Raw genomic sequence first — 3,585 nt, 5'->3', positions numbered from 1 at the left:
CTGTGTAGCTTGTTTTAATTCAATTTTATATTCTCTTCGTTTACCTCAATTTACACGCTGTACTGAAATTTTCTATCGACAAGGTGAAGATGGCTCAAAAGTCTCTAAATTTTCTAATGGTGCGATTATTAAACGGCTTGATATTACAACAAATAAGGCTGTCGGCCAGGGAAATGAACGTATATTTCTAAAGGCTCTTTCTCAAATGCGTTATCGTAATTCTATAGGGCGTTTACATACTAATGGTTGTACTGTGGATTGGTTGAGTGCAAAAGGTTTAGCAAATCTTATTTATCCAAGTTGTTATATCAAACACGAAGAGTTACGGCTTCATTCTTACGAAAAGATAAAAAATAAATTTGGCGAAAACTCTTGTGAATTTAAGTATTACAAAGCTGTTTATGATTATTGCGAAAAGAATGGTGTAGTACGTTTTGAGCAGAAACTTAAATCAAGATATTTGCAGCGTGAAAATTTATGTTATTGGGGCTTGAGTGATTTTACGGTTTTAGAAAACTTACAGGTGGATTTTATGAATATGTATAAAAAGTTAAGTGTAAGCAAATATGATTTAGAGACGATAGCTGAACAGTTAGTTTCTCAAGGTGTTGTTGATACTTTAAGAAAGGCTACAACATCAGCTTACTATGCGATGTTATGGGCAAGTGGAAAAGAGCTAGGTTTACGAAATCGCCAATATGAAACTCATAGAGCAAGATTAAGAAAAATTGGGATTGATATTGCAAATCCGTGTGATATTGAAAAATTTCAAGCTGTGCGAGTTATATCTTGCGATCAGATTTTTGTACGTCCATTTAAAGCACCTGATTTCTATCAATTTCCAAGCAACATACCTGTCAATTTACGTTTAGTTGCTTAATCAACTTTTATCAATCTAACTAGGAGAACAATTATGAGAACAGGCTTTTATATCGTCGGCGTTTTAAAGGGTTATAAATCGGCATCATTCATTAACCGTGAAACAGGTGAGGTTAAAGAACGCCATAATATGGGTATTCAACTACAAGAACCTGATGGTTACGGTGGTTATAACACATCAATTCAGGAAATTAAAATTGATGATCGTTCAATAAATACTGCTTTAAAAAGCACTATTGAGCGGTTAAAAGACAAAATGGTTATGGTGCTTGTTTATCCAAGAGAATGGGCTATGGAAAATGGCCGTAAGGGCATTACTTATAACTTTGATGAGAATTCAATCATTGAAGAGTTGAAATAATGCGTGAATTTATTCAAATGATTGGAGCGAGTTTTATCGCTTATAGCTTTGCTCTTACTCTATTTTATTTACTGGTATTTTATTTATGAATAATGAAATAGAGATTACAACTAAATTTTGCCATCCATATATGAATTTCGGTGGTGATGGTTGTAATGACGTAGTTTTGAAAGTTCCACAATCCGAAGCGGTCAAACTTCAAATTGTAGAGCATTCAAAGGGCGAAACAGCAGGAATTGAATATTATCCTGAATTCTTTGCTGTTTCATTTTCAATCACTTTGCTTTTTTGGCTTGTTGCTAAATTCGGTTGGATGATCATAGAAACAATCAAAAGAGCATAGTTAAAGAAGGAAAACATTATGTTGAAATTTTTGAAAAAGACAAGTGGAAAAGTCGCTGTTGTAACAGCTGGTTTATTAGCTTCTACAATGGCATTGGCTGAAACACAAGCAGTTGATTATACAGTTTTAACATCCAAAATTGACTTCAGCGGAGCAATTACAGCGGTATTAGGTGTGATTGCCTTAGTTGTTGGAGCATTAGTTGCTTGGAAAGGCGGGCAGTGGATTGTGAAAGCAGTTCGTTCTGCTTAATCAATAGAGGGGGCATCAGTCTCCCTTTTTCTTAGGAGGGATGTTATGACTTGGCAAATGATATTTTTTATTTGGGGATTGATATGTGCTTATGTAGTCGTTCGTGGTATAGACGGTTAATACTTTGTTTTTTTGCTTTTCAATTTTTATATGTACAAGTTGTGTACTCATCACCTATCGCAATCGGTGGAAGAATTGTTTTAACAAGGGTTCTAGGAAATGTGGTTGCTAGAAGAGCAATAACGAGTGTTGCAGCTAATGATGCCTCAATAGTAGCGTTACGTACAATGCAAACGTATCGTGCATTAGGAACAGTTGCAGCAAATGATGCTCGTTTTGCTTTAAGTGCAACATCAACCTTAAGACACGCAAAAGATATATCTTGGGTAGCACTAGCATTAGGTAGTGGAGTTATTTCCTTATCTGATTTAAATGTTAAGGGAAATGATAAAGTTTCTGTGGCTTTTGAGCCTAGTGCAGTTAAGTTAGCTGATGGACGTTACGCAATTCAAGTTAATGGGGAAACAAAAATTGTTAATGCTAACCCAAGTAAAAATGATCCTGTAATTTATCAATATTCTAAAGAGAAAAAACAAATTTCAGATGAATTAAGTGAGGTCTATAAATCAGATACGCTAGATAATCGCTATAAATATTTTGATGAGTTAAGAACAGGGGAGTATGCTCAATCAAATTCACTTGAAAAATTATCTGAATATATGTCTCAAGAAGAATGGGGAGGAAAAGGGGAAGAAAGTTATCTTAGTGTTAATATTAATGGAAAAGAACATCAATATTTGTATTCTAAAACTACTGTAGAAAATCGTTATTTAAGACATCAACAAATCGGCGATAGAATTTATCCCACAGTACGACAAACTTTTACTGAGAAGCAATTAAGATATGACTTTAATCCTATGCTTTCTGGATATACCGGAGAGGATACGGTTTATTCTTTTAACCCACCTAAAGAAAGTGATTATCAGATTTCTACACGTACAACAAACGTGAGCTATATCAATTTTGAAATCAATCCAAATTGGGTTGGAGATAATATTCAAACAACACCACAAGAACAACAATTAGGCTCAATTGCTGATTTGGATTTGGGATTATATACTCAGCCATTGACAGCGACACAACTTGCTCAATTATTTAATGCTTTGATGATGTCAGCCGCTTCTCAAGCTGATTATGAAGGCATCCCATTTACTTCAACAAATCCGATTACAGCAAGCGAGGTAAATGCGGTTTTAACAGATTTAGGCATTAATCCAACTTATGCTGATTTATTCTCTAAAGCTGGAACAGGAGATAAATTAGAATTTGATTATAATGTATCGTCATCTCCTAACCCTACACCTAATCCACGCCCTAATGACGGTGAGTTTAATGGTAATGTGGACATGTCAGAACTAGAGTATCCAGAATTAGAATCACCTACAGCACGGCAAATTTTAGAACCATTAAAACAATTTTTCCCTGAGTTCCAAAGATTACACATTCAAGAAAAAGGTGCGAGTTGCCCAACATGGTCATTTGAAGCATTAAATAGAACTTATACGATAGATGGGCATTGTACCTTACTGGAGAAAAATCGTAATTTGTTTTCATCAGTATTTGTATTGATTTGGTCAATTATTGCGGTTAGGCGGTTATTAAGTGCATAGGGGAATAATATGGGAAGCTTTATTTTACGTTTATTAAGTGGGTTATTAGGCTTTGTATTTAAAGGTGTTGTTGGTAAGTT

Annotated in this window: 5 protein-coding genes; all 5 read left to right on the top strand. The window is 34.7% G+C overall.

The window, feature by feature from the left end; genetic code table 11:
* Positions 1-880: phage/plasmid replication domain-containing protein (locus tag CFY87_RS11390; protein ID WP_236757435.1), on the top strand; the 880-nt coding region annotated here is incomplete at its 5' end.
* Positions 881-913: 33 nt separating this feature from the next.
* A complete protein-coding gene (locus CFY87_RS11385; protein ID WP_094948008.1) occupies positions 914-1,240 on the top strand; it encodes a DNA-binding protein in 327 nt (108 codons plus the stop codon).
* A gap of 85 nt (positions 1,241-1,325) precedes the next feature.
* Positions 1,326-1,583, top strand: coding sequence for a hypothetical protein (locus CFY87_RS11380; protein WP_094948005.1), 258 nt, complete (start codon positions 1,326-1,328; stop codon positions 1,581-1,583).
* Positions 1,584-1,601: 18 nt separating this feature from the next.
* Positions 1,602-1,835 carry a hypothetical protein gene (locus CFY87_RS11375; protein WP_094948002.1) on the top strand — a complete coding sequence of 78 codons (234 nt, stop codon included), beginning with the start codon at positions 1,602-1,604 and terminating at the stop codon, positions 1,833-1,835.
* Positions 1,836-1,885: 50 nt separating this feature from the next.
* Entirely contained in the window at positions 1,886-3,505 is a 1,620-nt protein-coding gene (locus CFY87_RS11370) for a hypothetical protein (protein WP_236757434.1), read from the top strand.
* The last annotated feature ends 80 nt before the right edge of the window (positions 3,506-3,585 follow it).

Source organism: Actinobacillus seminis (genome assembly GCF_002263215.1).
Lineage (GTDB): Bacteria > Pseudomonadota > Gammaproteobacteria > Enterobacterales > Pasteurellaceae > Actinobacillus_B > Actinobacillus_B seminis.
The sequence above is the reverse complement of the archived record's forward strand: the minus strand, read 5'-3'. Positions and strand labels throughout refer to the sequence as shown.

Bases quoted from the DNA above. Each gene is read 5' to 3' on its own strand.
- CFY87_RS11375 (WP_094948002.1), top strand. From the start codon at position 1,602: ATGTTGAAATTTTTGAAAAAGACAAGTGGAAAAGTCGCTGTTGTAACA.
- CFY87_RS11385 (WP_094948008.1), top strand. From the start codon at position 914: ATGAGAACAGGCTTTTATATCGTCGGCGTTTTAAAGGGTTATAAATCG.
- CFY87_RS11380 (WP_094948005.1), top strand. From the start codon at position 1,326: ATGAATAATGAAATAGAGATTACAACTAAATTTTGCCATCCATATATG.